This is a genomic window from Mycobacterium sp. KBS0706, from assembly GCF_005938675.2.
Classification (GTDB): domain Bacteria; phylum Pseudomonadota; class Alphaproteobacteria; order DSM-16000; family Inquilinaceae; genus Inquilinus.
Map to the genome: position 1 here is coordinate 43,350 of NZ_VCCH02000053.1, position 14,038 is coordinate 57,387.

The 14,038-nt window shown below is 69.2% G+C and carries 17 protein-coding genes and 1 other RNA gene; 16 read left to right on the plus strand and 2 right to left on the minus strand.

Going from position 1 to position 14,038, the window contains the following annotated elements:
• Positions 1-252: 252 nt before the first annotated feature.
• Positions 253-1,599, plus strand: coding sequence for an ammonium transporter (locus tag FFK22_RS25540; protein WP_138890657.1), 1,347 nt, complete (start codon positions 253-255; stop codon positions 1,597-1,599).
• Between the two features lie 182 nt (positions 1,600-1,781).
• Positions 1,782-2,162 (plus strand): hypothetical protein, encoded by a 381-nt coding sequence (locus FFK22_RS25545; RefSeq protein ID WP_138890658.1) that lies wholly within the window; start codon positions 1,782-1,784, stop codon positions 2,160-2,162.
• A 70-nt stretch (positions 2,163-2,232) separates the two neighbouring features.
• Here the strand turns inward: FFK22_RS25545 and gap are convergent, their stop codons facing one another.
• Complete coding sequence (gene gap, locus FFK22_RS25550; protein ID WP_138890659.1) at positions 2,233-3,240, minus strand: type I glyceraldehyde-3-phosphate dehydrogenase; 1,008 nt, start codon at positions 3,238-3,240, stop codon at positions 2,233-2,235.
• A 95-nt stretch (positions 3,241-3,335) separates the two neighbouring features.
• Entirely contained in the window at positions 3,336-5,327 is a 1,992-nt protein-coding gene (tkt, locus tag FFK22_RS25555) for a transketolase (protein WP_138890660.1), read from the minus strand.
• A 264-nt stretch (positions 5,328-5,591) separates the two neighbouring features.
• Between tkt and FFK22_RS25560 the strand changes: the two genes are divergently transcribed.
• The 14 genes from FFK22_RS25560 to FFK22_RS25625 all read left to right on the plus strand — a co-directional run.
• The gene (locus FFK22_RS25560) at positions 5,592-6,677 is read left to right on the plus strand and encodes an Ldh family oxidoreductase (RefSeq protein WP_138890661.1); all 1,086 of its coding nucleotides are present in this window, start codon (positions 5,592-5,594) and stop codon (positions 6,675-6,677) included.
• A gap of 36 nt (positions 6,678-6,713) precedes the next feature.
• Positions 6,714-6,944, plus strand: a complete 231-nt coding sequence (locus tag FFK22_RS25565) for a hypothetical protein (protein WP_138890662.1) — start codon at positions 6,714-6,716, stop codon at positions 6,942-6,944.
• A gap of 4 nt (positions 6,945-6,948) precedes the next feature.
• Entirely contained in the window at positions 6,949-7,275 is a 327-nt protein-coding gene (locus tag FFK22_RS25570; RefSeq protein WP_138890663.1) for a cell division protein ZapA, read from the plus strand.
• Between the two features lie 13 nt (positions 7,276-7,288).
• Positions 7,289-7,448: non-coding RNA, 6S RNA (gene ssrS, locus FFK22_RS25575), on the plus strand.
• A 22-nt stretch (positions 7,449-7,470) separates the two neighbouring features.
• Positions 7,471-8,061 carry a 5-formyltetrahydrofolate cyclo-ligase gene (locus tag FFK22_RS25580; RefSeq protein WP_138890664.1) on the plus strand — a complete coding sequence of 197 codons (591 nt, stop codon included), beginning with the start codon at positions 7,471-7,473 and terminating at the stop codon, positions 8,059-8,061.
• A 12-nt stretch (positions 8,062-8,073) separates the two neighbouring features.
• Positions 8,074-8,913, plus strand: a complete 840-nt coding sequence (locus tag FFK22_RS25585; RefSeq protein ID WP_138890665.1) for a TIGR00282 family metallophosphoesterase — start codon at positions 8,074-8,076, stop codon at positions 8,911-8,913.
• Positions 8,914-9,132: 219 nt separating this feature from the next.
• Positions 9,133-9,882: a YebC/PmpR family DNA-binding transcriptional regulator gene (locus FFK22_RS25590; RefSeq protein WP_138890666.1), complete on the plus strand. Its 750-nt coding sequence runs from the start codon at positions 9,133-9,135 to the stop codon at positions 9,880-9,882.
• 59 nt (positions 9,883-9,941) lie between these two features.
• On the plus strand, positions 9,942-10,451 hold the full coding sequence (gene ruvC, locus FFK22_RS25595; RefSeq protein ID WP_138890667.1) for a crossover junction endodeoxyribonuclease RuvC: 510 nt from the start codon (positions 9,942-9,944) through the stop codon (positions 10,449-10,451).
• Complete coding sequence (gene ruvA, locus FFK22_RS25600) at positions 10,448-11,068, plus strand: Holliday junction branch migration protein RuvA (RefSeq protein ID WP_138890668.1); 621 nt, start codon at positions 10,448-10,450, stop codon at positions 11,066-11,068. The genes ruvC and ruvA overlap by 4 nt, the downstream gene beginning before the upstream one ends.
• The gene (gene ruvB / locus FFK22_RS25605) at positions 11,065-12,102 is read left to right on the plus strand and encodes a Holliday junction branch migration DNA helicase RuvB (RefSeq protein ID WP_138890669.1); all 1,038 of its coding nucleotides are present in this window, start codon (positions 11,065-11,067) and stop codon (positions 12,100-12,102) included. The genes ruvA and ruvB overlap by 4 nt, the downstream gene beginning before the upstream one ends.
• Positions 12,099-12,530 (plus strand): tol-pal system-associated acyl-CoA thioesterase, encoded by a 432-nt coding sequence (ybgC, locus tag FFK22_RS25610; protein ID WP_138890670.1) that lies wholly within the window; start codon positions 12,099-12,101, stop codon positions 12,528-12,530. Before ruvB ends, ybgC begins: the two co-directional genes overlap by 4 nt.
• 25 nt (positions 12,531-12,555) lie before the next feature.
• Positions 12,556-13,275, plus strand: a complete 720-nt coding sequence (gene tolQ / locus FFK22_RS25615) for a protein TolQ (RefSeq protein WP_221938849.1) — start codon at positions 12,556-12,558, stop codon at positions 13,273-13,275.
• On the plus strand, positions 13,275-13,790 hold the full coding sequence (gene tolR / locus FFK22_RS25620) for a protein TolR (protein WP_138890672.1): 516 nt from the start codon (positions 13,275-13,277) through the stop codon (positions 13,788-13,790). The genes tolQ and tolR overlap by 1 nt, the downstream gene beginning before the upstream one ends.
• A 10-nt stretch (positions 13,791-13,800) precedes the next feature.
• On the plus strand, positions 13,801-14,038 hold a 238-nt coding region (locus FFK22_RS25625), incomplete at its 3' end, for a cell envelope integrity protein TolA (protein ID WP_143956871.1).

Consider the following 14,038-nt stretch of genomic DNA (forward strand, 5'->3'; position numbering starts at 1 on the left):
GCGCCGCACCCTACCGCGACGGCTGCCGGAAGGCACCCGTCATGGGGTGGTGATTTTTTCGCCAACGCTGCAGCGGTTGCCTAAAATTTGTTCACTCAGATTCCGCCTGCCGGCCATGATCCTTGGCTTCGCCCGCTGCCGGCAAAACCGGCATGGCACTTGCTTGGACCCCGGCGAAAAGGCGGTTCGTGCCGGTGCCGACAGGGCGGCTACCGACCGTCAGCCGGAAGGATGTAGGCTGGAGAGGACTCAATGAAGCGGACGTTTTGGGGAACGGGAATAACGGGGGCGGCCTTGCTGCTCGCCCTGCCGGCGCTGGCGCAGGACGCACCGGCCGTGCCGGATTCGGGAGCGACGGCCTGGATGCAGACCTCCACGCTGCTGGTCCTGCTGATGGCGATTCCGGGGCTGGCGCTGTTCTACGGCGGCATGGTGCGGAAGGCGAATGTGCTGTCGATGCTGATGCAGTGCTTCGCCACCACCTGCCTGATCAGCATCGCCTGGATGGTGCTCGGCTACAGCCTCGCCTTCACCAATGGCGGCGCCTATATCGGCGATCTATCGCGCTTCTTCCTCAACGGCCTGCCGGTGTCGGGCGTGTTCACGCTCGGCGCGGGCGGGGCGGCGACACCGGTCGCCACGGTCATCCCGGAATCGGTCTACATGATGTTCCAGATGACCTTCGCCGCGATCACGCCGGCGCTGATCGTCGGGGCATTCGCCGACCGGATGAAGTTCTCCTCGCTGCTGGTCTTCATGCTGCTTTGGTCGCTGATCGTCTATGCGCCGGTGGCCCATTGGGTGTGGCAGCCGAACGGCTGGCTGTTCGGGCTCGGCGTGCTCGACTTCGCCGGCGGCACCGTGGTGCACATCAATGCCGGCATCGCCGGGCTGGTCGCCTGCATCGTGATCGGCAAGCGCAAGGGCTACGGCACCGGCGCGGCGCATGCCTTCGCGCCGCACAATCTGGTCTACAGCGTGATCGGCGCCTCGCTGCTGTGGGTGGGCTGGTTCGGCTTCAACGCCGGCTCCTGGCTCGCCGCCGACGGCCGCTCGGGCATGGCGTTTGCGGCGACGCACATCGCCACCGCCGCGGCCGCGCTGGCCTGGATGTTCGTGGAATGGGCGGCGAAGGGTAAGCCCAGCGTGCTCGGCGTCATCTCCGGCGCCGTGGCCGGCCTGGTCGCGATCACCCCGGCCTGTGGCTACGTCAATCCGACGGGAGCGCTGGTGATCGGTATCGCTGCCGGGATCGTCTGCTTCATCGCCTCGACCTCGGTGAAGAAGGCGTTCGGCTATGACGACTCGCTCGACGTGTTCGGCGTCCACGGCGTCGGCGGCATCGTCGGCGCCCTGCTGACCGGCGTCTTCGCCGACCCGGCGATCTCGGCCGGAGCCGGCGACTATGCCGGCCTGCTCTACGGCAACCCCGGCCAGCTCTGGATCCAGGCCGAAGGCGTCATCGCCACCTTGGTCTGGAGCGGTGTGGTCACCCTGGTGCTGCTGTTCCTGATCAAGGCGGTGATGGGGCTGCGGGTTTCGGAAGAGGCGGAGCGCGATGGCCTCGACCTCGCGCTGCATGGCGAGGCGGTGCAATAGCGCGTCGCACAATTGGCGGCCAGACTTGGGGCGTCCTTCGGGACGCCCCTCTTTTTTACCCATGGCACGGGCTGCCGATTTTTCGGGCAATGGGAGGCCGGTGGACGCAACCACCGGCCGGGCCGGGACGAATTGTGGTGGAAAGGCGCGCTCGGTCGCGCCAGCCTTCGGGAGGAACCGCCATGAAAACCATCGCCATCGGCATTGCGGCGGGGCTGCTCGCCGCCGCTTCGGCTTTCGCCATGGACGATCCGGCGAAGACCATGAAGACCTCGGCCGGCGAGGTCTACACGGACGCGAAGGGCATGACCCTCTACGTCTACGACAAGGACGAGGCCGGCAAGTCGAACTGCTACGACAAATGCGCCACCAACTGGCCGCCGTTCAAGGCCGAGGCCGGCGCCAAGGCGATGGGCGAATGGACCATCGTCACCCGCACCGACGGCACCGCCATGTGGGCCTATGACGGCAAGCCGCTCTACACCTACATCAAGGACCAGAAGGCCGGCGACGTCACCGGCGACGGCGCGGGCGGCGCCTGGCACGTCGCCAAGCCCGACTGAGCGGCGGCTGAGCCAAAAGAAAGAGGGCGGCCGAAGCCGCCCTCTCGCAGTCCTGAATCGGGGATCCGACTCAGCGGGCCTGGGACATGGCGATCGCGGTGTCGCCCATCCGGTTCGAGAAGCCCCATTCGTTGTCGTACCAGGTCATGATCCGGACGAAGGTGCCGTCGATGACCTTGGTCTCGTTGATCGCGAAGATCGACGAGCGGGGGTCGTGGTTGAAGTCGGTCGACACCAGGTCTTCCTCGTAGAAGCCGAGGATGTCCTTCAGCTTGCCGCCGGCGGCCTGCTTGATCGCGGCGTTGACCTCCTCGACCGTGGTCGGGCGCTTGGCGACGAACTTGAAGTCGACCACCGAGACGTTCGGCGACGGCACGCGGATCGAGGTGCCGTCCAGCTTGCCCTTCAGCTCCGGCAGCACCTTGCCGACGGCCTTCGCGGCGCCGGTCGAGGTCGGGATCAGGTTCAGCGCCGCGGCCCGGGCCCGGTGCAGGTCCTTGTGCATCGTGTCGACGATGCGCTGGTCGCCGGTGTAGCTGTGGATCGTGGTCATGAAGCCGTGATCGATGCCGATCGCGTCATGCAGCACCCAGGCGACCGGCGCCAGGCAGTTGGTGGTGCAGGAGGCGTTGGAGACGATCGTGTGCGCGGCGGTCAGCTTGTCGTGGTTGACGCCGTAGACGACGGTCAGGTCCTCATCCGTCGCCGGGGCTGAGATCAGTACCTTCTTGGCGCCGGCGGTCAGCTGCTTCGCCGCATCGTCGCGCTTGGTGAAGATGCCGGAGCATTCCATCGCGATCTCGACGCCCATCGCGCCCCAGGGCAACTGGGTCGGGTCGCGCTGCTGCACCGCCTTGATGCCGTGGCCGTTGACGACCAGCGTGTCGCCCTCGACCTGGACATCGAACGGCGCCCGGCCGTGCACGCTGTCGTATTTCAGCAGATGGGCGTTGGTCTTGACGTCGGCGAGGTCGTTGATCGCGACCACCTCGATGTCCTTGCGCCCGGATTCGATCAGCGCCCGCAGCACCAGGCGGCCGATGCGCCCGAACCCGTTGATGGCAACCTTCACGGCCATGTCGTCTTCTCCGATCCGATGGTCTTGTACCGATAGCGCATGCGGAACCAACCCGTTCCCTTCCGTTCGGGAAGGGCTGGTTCCCGGCCTCGGCGTTACAGCTTGGCCTTGGCGGCGGCGACGACCGCCTCGGCCGTGATCCCGAAATGCTTGTACAGCTGGTCGTAGGGGCCCGACGCGCCGAAGCCGGTCATGCCGATGAAGCCGCCCTCCGAGCCGACATAGTGGTCCCAGCCCTGGCGCACGCCGGCCTCGACCGCGATGCGGACCACGCCCTGGCCCAGCACCCGGCGGCGGTAGTCCGACGGCTGGCGGTCGAACAGCGCGGTGCAGGGCATGGAGACCAGGCGCGTGCCGATGCCCTCGGCCTCCAGCGCGTCGCGCGCCTCGTTGGCGATCGACACTTCCGAGCCGGTGGCGACCAGCAGCACGCGCGGCGTGCCGGTCGCCTCCCGCAGGATGTACCCGCCCTTGGCCGACAGGTTCTCGGCATTGGCGTTCTGGCGCAGCGTCGGCAGGTTCTGGCGGGTCAGCGCCAGCACCGACGGGGCGTCCTCGGTTTCCAGCGCGATCTGCCAGGCCTCGGCGGTCTCGACCGCGTCGCAGGGGCGGAACACCATCAGGTGCGGGATCGCGCGCAGCGCCGCGACATGCTCGACCGGCTGGTGGGTCGGGCCGTCCTCGCCGAGGCCGATCGAATCATGGGTCATGACGAAGACGACGCGCTGGCGCATCAGCGCCGCCAGGCGGATCGACGGCCGGCAATAGTCGGTGAAGGTCAGGAAGGTGGCGCCGTAGGGGATGACGCCGCCATGTAGCGCCAGCCCGTTCATCGCCGCCGCCATGCCGTGCTCGCGTACGCCGTAGCGGACGTAGCGGCCGCCGTACTTGCCGGGCTCGATGTCGGTCGAGGCCTTGGTCTTGGTGTTGTTCGACGGCGTCAGGTCGGCCGACCCGCCGATCAGCTCCGGAATCGCCGGCACCAGCAGCTCCAGCACCTGGCCGGAGGCGACGCGGGTGGCCAGGCTTGGCTTGGTCTCCGAGATCTCTGCCTTGAACTTGGCCAGGATGCCGTCGAGGCCGGAGGGCAGGGCGCCGGTGTTGGCCTGGCGGAAGGCGGCGCGGGTCTCGGCCGGGGTCTTCAGCAGGCGCTGGTCCCAGGCCAGGCGCTCGGCCTCGCCGCGCTTGCCGATCTCGCGCCAGGCCGCGACCGTCGCCTCCGGCACCTCGAAGGGCGGGTAGGGCCAGTTCAGGTTGGCGCGGGTGGCGGCGACCTCGTCCTTGCCCAGCGGCGAGCCGTGGGTGGCGCTGGTGCCCTGCTTGTTCGGGGCGCCCCAGCCGATGATGGTCTTGCAGGCGATCAGGCTCGGCCGCTCATCGGCCAGCGCCGCGTCGATCGCGGCGGCGATCGCATCGGTGTCGTGGCCGTCGATGCGCTGGACGTGCCAGTGATAGCCCTCGAAGCGCTTCTGGACGTCGTCGCTGAAGGACAGCGAGGTCGGGCCGTCGATGGTGATGTGGTTGTCGTCGTAGAAGACGATCAGCCGGCCGAGCTTGAGGTGCCCGGCCAGCGAGCAGGCCTCGTGGCTGATCCCCTCCTCGAGGTCGCCGTCGCCGCAGGTGACCCAGGTGTGGTGGTTGACCAGGTCGTCGCCGAAGCGGGAATTGAGGATCCGCTCGGCCAGCGCGAAGCCGACGGAGTTGCCCAGGCCCTGGCCCAGCGGCCCGGTGGTGGTCTCGATCCCGGCGTCGTGATCGACCTCGGGATGGCCGGCGGTGTGGTGGCCCAGCTGGCGGAAATTCTCGATCTCTTCGAGCGTGATCTTGCTGTTGCCAGTGAGGTACAGCAGCGAATACAGCAGCATCGAGCCGTGGCCGCCGGACAGGATGAAGCGGTCGCGGTCGGCCCAGGTCGGGTGGGCGGCGTCGAACTTCAGATAGCGGCTGAACAGCACCGTGGCGACGTCGGCCATGCCCATCGGCATGCCGGGATGGCCGCTCTTCGCCTTCTCCACCGCGTCCAGGGACAGGAAGCGGATGGCGTTCGCCATGTCTGAGTGGGTCACGGTCCGGGGGCTGTCGCTCATGGCATCGATCCGTTCGGGGGCACGGGGATCCGGCGATGGCCCGCCCAGGCGTCAAGGCGGGCTGTCGTCGGGGGCGGGCGGCACCATGCAGCCCCGGTGCCCCCGCGTCAATGCCACCAAATGCCCATTTCAGGCCGATAATGTGGATGGAAACGTCTGACATTCCTGGTGCCGGGCGGAAGCTCTGGAGGTCCGCGGAGCGCTGCGCTAGAAACGTCGGACATAACGGCGCCGGCGCCGGCGAAAGGGTTGCGGAGACGCGGGATGGAACGGTTCGACGGGGTGCGGCTGAAGCGGGCGGTGCTGGAAGACTTCGCGGCAGCGCTCCTGCGCGGCGCCGGGATGTCGGACGACAGCGCGGCGGCGACGGCGCGGGCGATGACCGACGCCTCGGCTCGCGGCGTCGACACCCATGGCGTGCGCTTGATCCCGTTCTATCTCGACCAGCTGCAGAACGGGCGGGTCAACCCGGCCCCGGCGGTGACCGCCACCCGCACCGCGCCGGCCTGCGTCGTGGTCGACGCAGATGGCGGCCTCGGCCATCTCGCCAGCTACCGCGCCATCGACGAGGCGGCAAAGCTGGCGGAAGAGACCGGACTGGCCGCGGCGGTGGTCACCCGCTCGTCCCATCACGGCGCCACCGGCGTCTACACCCTGGCGGCGGCGCAGCGCGATTTCATCGCCTTCGGCTGCACCCATGCCGATGCGCTGGTGGTGCCGCATGGCGGGGTGAAGCCGTTCTTCGGCACCAACCCGATCAGCTTCGCCGCCCCGGCGCGGAACGAGGAGCCGGTGCTGCTGGACATGGCGACCAGCGCCATCCCGCTGAACCGGGTGCATCTGCGCCGCGACACCGGCACGCCGCTGCCGCCCGAGGTCGCGGTCGGCGACGACGGCATCGCCACCATCGACCCGCATATCGCCACCGGCCTGATCCCGGTCGGCGGCCTCGGCTACGGCTATAAGGGCGCCGGCCTGGCGATGATGGTCGAGATCCTGTGCGCCAGCCTGACCGGCATGCCGCATGGTCACCGCATGACCAAGTTCACCGGGCCTGGCGAGCCGGTGCATATCGGCCATTTCTTCCTGCTGCTGAAGCCGCAGGCCTTCGCCGCCGGCGGCTACGAATCGTCGCTCGCGGCGATTCTCGAGGATCTGCGGGCGCAGCCGGCCCAGCCGGGGCAGGAGGTGATGGCGCCCGGCGACCCGGAGAAGCGCGAGGCGGCGGAGCGCGAACGGCTCGGCGTGCCGCTGGACCGCCGCACCTGGGAGCGGCTGGTCGCCTTCGCCGGCACCGTCGGCGCGCCCGTGCCGGAGGCTTCCGTTGACGGGGACCGGAGCGGCGCATAGTTTCACCCGGATGACGCTGGATCTGGAGTCCCGCCGATGAGCGGGTTGGCCGCCGAGTTGGATCGCCTGGAGCGCGCCCTGGAGCGCCTGGACACCGCCATGGCGGCGCAGGCGGAGCGCAGCCAATCGCAGATCGACGAGATCGCGGATCGCGTGCGCTCGCAGGCGGTGACCGAGATCGAGACCGAACTGCGCGAGGACACGGCGACAGTGGCGGCGCGGGTCAACCAGGTGATCCAGCGCATCGAGACCCTTTTGGAAAAGTAGCGCCGTGGCCCGGGTCGAAATCAATCTGAACAACCGCCCCTATCCGATCGCCTGCGAAGACGGGCAGGAGGGGCGCGTCCGCGAGGTCGCCAGCTTCGTGCAGGAGCGGATCCGCGAGATCCAGGGCTCGGTGCGGACCGCGACCGACACGCATCTCCTGGTCATGGTCGCGCTGATGCTGGGCGACGAGCTGCTCGACCTGCGCGAGGGCAAGGTCCCGGGCGCCGCGGCCCCGGCGGCGTCGCCGCTGGACGACCCGGAGCTGTCGTCGCGGCTGCAGAAACTCGCGGATCGGATCGAGGCCATTGCAGCCCGGGTCGAGACACCCTAAATCTGTTCGCGGAGCGGGGCTGCGCGGTGCGACAGGTCGCTTTGTCCCTGGGGCCGTAGCACTTCTCTTAGGGAGCTGTCCCTGCCGGGATCGTGGTCCCGGCAAACGGCGCCCACCTGCTGTTGCAGGGCCCAAGAGGAGACGATATGACCACCGGCCGATGCGGCTCCGCTACTCCTTCTAGTTCCTCCTGCGATGCCTGACGGGAGCGAGCTGCGCGACGCCAAGAAGGCGTTCCGGGCCGCGGCGCGGGAGCACCGTGCGGCCTATCATCAAGACCACGGCGCTGGAGCGGGCGAAAGGCTGCGCGACATCGTCTTGAAGACGATTCCCCTTCCCCCGGGCGGCGTGGTCAGCGGCTATCTGCCGATCGACGACGAGCTCGACCCGCTGCCGCTGCTGCGCGCCGCGATCGATCGCGGCCATCACGCCTGCGTGCCGGTGGTGCAGGGCAAGGGCCGGCCCCTGGTGTTCCGCGACTGGAGGCCCGAGGCGCCGCTGGTCGAGGGCGTGTTCGGCGTGTCGGTGCCGGCGCCGTCGGCGGCCGAGCGGGTGCCGGATCTGCTGTTCGTGCCGCTGCTCGGCTTCGACCGCAAGGGCTTCCGCATGGGCTACGGCGCCGGCTTCTACGACCGCACCTTGGCCGGGCTGCGGGCGCAGAAGTCCGTGGTGGCGGTCGGGATCGGCTATGCCGGGCAGGAGGTCGCGGCGGTGCCGGTCGGCCTGCACGACGAAGCTTTGGATTGGATCGTGACGGATCGCGAGGCGATCCGCATCGCTGTTTGAGACGGATTTCGGATGCGAATTCTTTTCCTGGGTGATGTCGTCGGCCGCGCTGCCCGCGTGGCGGTGATGGAGCAGGTGCCGCGGCTGCGGCAGCGCCTCGACCTCGACTTCGTGGTGGTCAACGGCGAGAACTCGGCCGGAGGCTTCGGCATCACCCCGAAGATCGCCGAGGAGTTCTACGACTCCGGCGTCGACTGCCTGACCACCGGCAACCATATCTGGGACCAGCGCGAGCTCTTGGGCAGCATCGACCGCGACAAGCGGATGGTGCGCCCGGCCAATTTCCCGGCCGGCACGCCGGGGCGCGGCGCCACCCTGCTGCAGGCCCGCGGCGGCCGCCAGGTGCTGGTGATCAACCTGATGGCGCGGCTGTTCATGGACGCGCTGGACGATCCCTTCGCCGCGGTCGACCGGCTGCTCGCCGACATGGCCATGCCTGGGGTGGTCGACGCCATCATCGTCGATTTCCATGGCGAGGCGTCGAGCGAGAAGATGGCGATGGGCCATCATCTCGACGGCCGGGTGACACTGGTGGTCGGCACCCATACCCATGTCCCGACCTCGGACCTGCACATCCTGCGCGGCGGTACCGCCTACCAGACCGATGCCGGCATGTGCGGCGATTACGACAGCGTCATCGGCATGGTGAAGGAGCCGGCGATCGCTCGCTTCATCCGCAAGATGCCGACCGAGCGGCTGACCCCGGCCGAAGGCCAGCCGACGATCTGCGGCCTGGTCCTGGAGACCGACGAGACCACGGGACTCGCCCGCAAGGTCGAGCCGCTGCGCCTCGGCGGCCGGCTGGCGCCCGCCTGGCCGACCGGCTTCGCCCCGGCCGAATCGGCGGGCTGAGGCTATTCAACTTATTTCCCAGCAACCGCGGCTATCCGATTGCTGGGAAACAGAATCTTGCGAATCAGAAATTTTCGTGTCCCTTTCCTCCGGGCCACAAAAGCGCCATAGTCTGGGCCTAACGCGGCGCCGGTGAACGTGCGGTGACGCTTGCCGTCGCCGGTTCGGCCGCATATGTCTCGCGCCGCGAATTCTCCAAGTCAGTCAGGCACTGCCCCCATGGCCGGTCATTCACAGTTCAAGAACATCATGCATCGCAAGGGCGCGCAGGACGCCAAGCGAGGCAAGATCTTCACCAAGCTCCAGCGCGAGATCACCATTTCCGCCAAACTCGGCCTGCCCGACCCGGCGATGAATCCGCGCCTGCGCGCCGCCATCCAGGCTGCGCGCAAGGAGAACATGCCGAAGGACAACATCGAGCGGGCGATCAAGCGCGCCACCGGCGACGGCGACGACAGCGACTATGTCGAGATCCGGTACGAGGGCTACGGCCCGGCCGGCATCGCCGTGATCGTCGAGGCGCTGACCGACAACCGCAACCGCACCGCGGCGGAAGTGCGCTCGACCTTCGTCAAGCACGGCGGGTCGCTGGGCGAGACCAACTCGGTCAGCTTCATGTTCAACCGGGTCGGCGAGCTGGTGTTCCCGGCCAAGGCCGCCAGCGCCGACGCCGTGTTCGAGGCGGCGCTGGAAGCCGGCGCCGACGATGTGCAAAGCGACGACGAGACCCACACCGTGACCACCTCGGTCGAGGGCTTCGCCGCCGTGCGCGACGCGCTGGAGGAGAAATTCGGCACGCCGGATTCGTCCGGGCTGGTCTGGCGTCCGCTCAACACCATCGCGGTGAACGAGGAGCAGGGCGCGGCGCTGCTGAAGCTGCTCGACACGCTCGACGACAATGACGACGTGCAGCGGGTCTCGGCCAATTTCGAGATCCCGGACGACATCATGGCGCGGCTCACGGCCTGAGCCGGCGGAGGGGTGATGGCATTTCGGGGGATGGCGAGGGCAGGGGGGATGGACCGCCGATGAGGATCCTCGGCCTCGACCCCGGGCTGCGCCACACCGGCTGGGGCGTCCTCGATGTCGACGGCAACCGGTTGCGCTACATCGCCGACGGTCGCGTCGATTCCGACGACAAGGCCGACCTCGCCACCCGGCTGGTGCAGTTGCATGAGGGGCTGGTCGAGGTGATCCGGAGCTGGACGCCGGACGAGGCGGCGGTCGAGGAGACCTTCGTCAACAAGAACCCGAGCTCGACCCTGAAGCTGGGCCTGGCCCGCGGCGTGGTGCTGCTGGTGCCGGCCCTGGCCGGTCTGCGGGTCGCGGAATACGGCGCCAACCACATCAAGAAGTCGGTGGTCGGCGCCGGCCATGCCGACAAGACCCAGGTCCAGCACATGGTGCGGATGCTGCTGCCGGGCACCACCTTCAAGACCCCGGACGCCGCCGACGCCCTGGCTGTCGCCATCTGCCACGCCCATCACCGCCAGACCGAGGCCAGCATCGCCGGCATCCGGCTGCAGGTGGCGCGATGATCGCCCGGCTGCGCGGGCTGGTCGACAGCGCCGGGGCCGACCACGCCGTGATCGACTGCAACGGCGTCGGCTACCTCGTGTTCTGCTCGCGCCGCACCCTCGGCCTGCTCGGCGGCCCGCGCGAGGCGGTGGCGCTGCACATCGAGACCCATGTGCGCGAGGACCACATCCATCTCTACGGCTTCGCCGACACGGCGGAGCGCGACTGGTTCCGCATTCTGACCACGGTGCAAGGGGTGGGGGCCAAGGTCGGCCTCGCCATCCTGTCGGTGCTGTCGCCGGACCAGGTGGCGACCGCGATCGCCGCCGGCGACAAGGCGATGCTGGCCCGGGCCGAAGGCGTCGGGCCGAAGCTGGCCGGCCGGATCGCGTCGGAGCTGAAGGACAAGGTCGGCGGCATCGCCCTCGGGCCCGCCGTCGTCGCCCTCCACACCGGAGGTGCCGCCTTTGCCCCGGCGGAAGCGGGCGCCGCGGCCGACGCCGTCTCCGCTTTGGTCAATCTCGGCTACGGCCGGGCCGAGGCCTTTGCCGCCGTGGCCCGGGCCGGCGGCAAGCTGGGGCCCGAGGCGACAGTGTCGGCGATCATCCCCGCCGCCTTGCGTGAGCTGGCGTCATGAGTGACGCCGACCGCATCGTCACCGGCGAGCGCCAGGGCGACGACGACGCCTCGCTGCGGCCGCAGACGCTGGAGGATTTCGTCGGCCAGCGCGAGGTCTGCGAGAATCTCCGGGTCTTCGTCACCGCCGCCCGCGGCCGGGCCGAGGCGCTGGACCATGTGCTGCTGTTCGGCCCGCCCGGCCTGGGCAAGACCACGCTGGCGCAGATCGTGTCGCGCGAGCTCGGCGTCGGCTTCCGCGCCACCTCGGGCCCGGTGATCGCCCGCGCCGGCGACCTGGCGGCGATCCTGACCAACCTGCAGCCGCGCGACGTGCTGTTCATCGACGAGATCCACCGGCTGAACCCGGCGGTGGAGGAGATCCTCTATCCGGCGATGGAGGACTACCAGCTCGACCTGATCATCGGGGAGGGGCCGGCGGCGCGGTCGGTCCGTATCGACCTGCCGCCCTTCACCCTGGTCGGCGCCACCACCCGGTCGGGGCTGATCACCACGCCGCTGCGCGACCGCTTCGGCATTCCGCTGCGGCTGAACTTCTACGGCACGCCGGAGCTGGAATCGATCGTCGCCCGCGGCGCCCGGCTGCTCGGCTGCCCGCTGACCGACGAGGGCGCGCACGAGATCGCCAAGCGCTCGCGCGGCACCCCGCGCATCGCCGGCCGGCTGCTGCGCCGGGTGCGCGATTTCGGCGCCGTGGCCGGGCTGGCGCAGATCGACGCCCGCGCCGCCGACCAGGCGCTGAAGCGCCTAGATGTCGACGACGCCGGGCTGGACGCCATGGACCGGCGCTATCTGCGTCTGATCGCGGAGCATTACGGCGGCGGCCCGGTCGGGGTCGAAACGCTGGCGGCGGCGCTGAGCGAGCAGCGCGACATGATCGAGGACGTGATCGAGCCCTACCTGCTGCAGCAGGGCTTGGTGCAGCGCACGCCGCGCGGCCGCATGCTGGGCGACCGCGGCTACCGCGCGCTCGGACTGGCCGAACCGAAGCGCGCCGCCTCCCAGCTCGACCTGCTGGCGGAAGACGAGCCGTGACCGCCGCGCCGCATCTTTTCCCCGTCCGGGTCTATTGGGAGGACACGGACGGCTCGGGCATCGTCTATCATGCCTCCTATCTGCGCTTCGCCGAGCGGGCGCGGACCGAGGTTTTGCGCGCGGCGGGGTTCGAGCAGTGGTCGATGTTGGCGGAGACCGGCATCGCCTTCGCCGTGCGCCATTGCGCCATCGATTTCCGCCGTTCCGCCCGGCTCGACGACCAGCTGATGGTCGAGACGCGGGTGACGGCGATCGGGGGCGCCAGTCTCGAAATGTCGCAGGCGATCCGGCGCGACGGGGACGACATCGTCACATTGCTGCTGAAATTGGCCTGCATCACTCGTGACGGCCGGGCGGCGCGGATGCCGCCCCGGCTCCGCGAGGTCTTCAACGCGATCAAGGGTCAGACCGCGTCACACGCGGCGTAGGAAGGGCGAAGGTATGGAGCAGTCGGTGATCGAAACCGCCCAGGCGGTCGGGCAGGGTGCCGTGCACAATATGAGCATGTGGGGCCTGTTCCTGCAGGCCGACGTGATCGTCAAATTCGTGATGCTGCTGCTGCTGTCGGCATCCGTCTGGTGCTGGGCGATCATCTTCGAGAAATGGATTCGGGTCCGGCGGCTGAACCGCCAGGCCGATGCCTTCGAGGATGCGTTCTGGTCCGGCGGGTCGCTCGACGACCTGTACGACCAGGTCGGCGCCAACCCGCCCGACCCGATGGCCGCCACCTTCGCCGCCGGCATGAAGGAATGGCGCATCGCCGCCGATCGCGGCATCGCTGCCTCCGGCAGCATGCGGGCCGGGCTGCAGCAGCGCATCGACCGGGTGATGCAGGTGACCATGACGCGTGAGCTCGGGCGGGTCGAGCGTGGCATGACCGTGCTGGCCTCGGTCGGCTCGACCGCGCCCTTCATCGGCCTGTTCGGCACGGTCTGGGGCATCATGAACTCGTTCCAGTCGATCGCCGCCCAGGCCGACACCAGCCTCGCCGTGGTGGCGCCGGGCATCGCCGAGGCGCTGTTCGCCACCGCCATCGGCCTGTTCGCGGCCATTCCCGCCACCACCGCCTACAACAAGTTCTCGAACGACCTGAACAAGTACGCCGAGCGGCTGGAGAATTTCGCCGGCGAATTCGGCGCGATCCTGTCGCGCTATCTCGAGGACCGCAGCTGATGGGTGTCTCGCTCTCCCACGCCACCGGCCGGGGACGCGGCGGCCGCCGCACCCTCCGCCCCAATGCCGACATCAACGTCACCCCCTTCGTCGACGTCATGCTGGTGCTGCTGATCGTGTTCATGGTCACGGCGCCGCTGCTGACCGTCGGCGTGCCGGTCGACCTGCCGCAGACCCGGGCCCAGAACATCCCGACCAAGGAGGAGCCGCTCCAGGTCACGATCGACGCCGCCGGCCAGATCTACGTTCAGAAGAAGCAGGTGGCGACGGAGGACCTGGTGCCGATGCTGACCGCGATCGCCAAGGCCCAGGCCTCGGCGGCGGGCGGCGGCCCGAACGAGACCCGCATCTTCGTGTTCGGCGACCAGGCGCTGGCCTATGGCCGGATCATGCAGGTGATGGGCGCCATCACCGCGGCCGGCTTCACCCGGGTGGCGCTGATCTCCGAGACGCCGAAGGGCCAGGCCGCCGCGGCGCCGGTCCCCGCGTCCACCGCACCGGCACCGAGGCGCTGACAAGAGCCCCATGCGTCCCAGTCTCATCATCTCCCTGGCCCTGCACGCGATCCTGCTGATCGTGTTGATGTTGGGGCTGCCGCTGTTTCGGCGCGACGCGCCGGCGATCGCGGTCGTGCCGGTGGAGATCGTCAGCGCCGATGCGGTGAACGAGGGCGCCACCGGCGAGATCGCGCCGGACCGCCCGCCGGCGCCGGATGCCACCGGCGATGCCGAGGCGCCGCCGCCGCCGGCCGCGGCGAAGTCGC